Here is a 1,341-nt window from a genome sequence, read left to right as displayed (position 1 = left end):
TGGTGCTAGAATATAAATAGTACAAGTCAAAATGAGAATCCCTAATTACAAATTTTATGGTACTATGTAGTTACCGCACTGAAGGAGGATCTCATTATGGCAAAGCACTATGACAAACAATTTAAATTGGATGCAATCCGGTATTATCATGATCACAGAGAATTAGGATTGCAGGGTTGCGCTTCAAACTTAGGAATCAGTCATCAGACACTGTCTCGCTGGCAGAAAGAACTGCGTGATACCGGAGACATTGAGAGCCGTGGTTCTGGCAACTATGCTTCTGATGAAGCAAAGGAAATTGCACGTTTAAAGCGTGAACTACGTGATGCGCAGGATGCACTTGATGTATTAAAAAAAGCCATCAACATTCTGGGAAAATGACGGAAGCCATTTACCTCGAAGTTACTGAGAGGGCAGAAGCAGCCCACAAGGCTAAACGCCGTGTTTCTGTCTCCGGAATGTTGAAAATACTTGGCGTTTCACGTTCTGGCTATCGCGCATGGTTGAAACATGTTCCTTCCAATGCTGAAAAGCGTCGGGAATCAGTAAAAGCCAAAATCAAGGATATTTACGATAAATCTAAACAGAATTACGGTGCTCCCAAAATCACACAAGTGTTACGCAAAACAGGAGAAACTATTTCTGAGCGTACTGTTGGGCAGTACATGAAACAAATGGGCATTAAGGCTCAGTGGGTAAAGCCGTGGACAATCACCACAAGAGACTCCGATTTCAGTAGCAAACTTCAAAACATCCTTGATGAACAATTTAATCCAGAACGGCCAAATGCAGTTTGGTGTTCTGACATTACCTATATCTGGACGATAGATGGCTTCGTCTATTTGACCAGTATTATGGATTTATATTCCAGAAAAATCATTGCCTGGACATTGTCAAATACATTGGAAGTGTCCTGCGTGATTGAAACAATAAACAAAGCCAAGGCAAAACGAAAAATTGAAGAACCATTGATTATGCATTCCGATCGCGGCGTACAGTATGTTTCAAAGGAATACAAACGTGTCACTGCAAACATGCAGTGCAGTTATTCTAAAAAGGCTTATCCATGGGATAATGCCTGCATTGAATCATTTCATTCACTGATCAAGCGCGAATGGCTGAATCGCTTCAAAATCCGCGACTATAATCATGCATATCGCTTGGTATTCGAATATCTGGAGGCATTCTATAACACCAAGCGAATCCATAGTCATTGCGATTACATGTCACCAAATGACTACGAAGAACTATACCGTAGATTGCAACAGAACGAAGAGCCAATGGCAAGTTAAGATGGGGAAAACCTCATTTTAACTTGTACTAAATCTTGACATAGTACCA

General features: G+C 40.9%; 2 protein-coding genes. Both read left to right on the top strand.

Annotation, left to right across the window (positions count from 1 at the left end; translation table 11 throughout):
• Window positions 1–96 precede the first annotated feature (96 nt).
• Window positions 97–381 carry a transposase gene (locus tag ACESTK_RS20420; RefSeq protein ID WP_207746649.1) on the top strand — a complete coding sequence of 95 codons (285 nt, stop codon included), beginning with the start codon at window positions 97–99 and terminating at the stop codon, window positions 379–381.
• Window positions 378–1,292: an IS3 family transposase gene (locus ACESTK_RS20415; RefSeq protein ID WP_195993199.1), complete on the top strand. Its 915-nt coding sequence runs from the start codon at window positions 378–380 to the stop codon at window positions 1,290–1,292. The genes ACESTK_RS20420 and ACESTK_RS20415 overlap by 4 nt, the downstream gene beginning before the upstream one ends.
• Window positions 1,293–1,341: the final 49 nt, after the last annotated feature.

Origin of the sequence: Ruminococcus sp. Marseille-P328 (assembly GCF_964249465.1) — a bacterium.
GTDB lineage: Bacteria > Bacillota > Clostridia > Lachnospirales > Lachnospiraceae > Blautia_A > Blautia_A faecis.
This window is presented reverse-complemented; position numbering and strand designations above follow the sequence as displayed.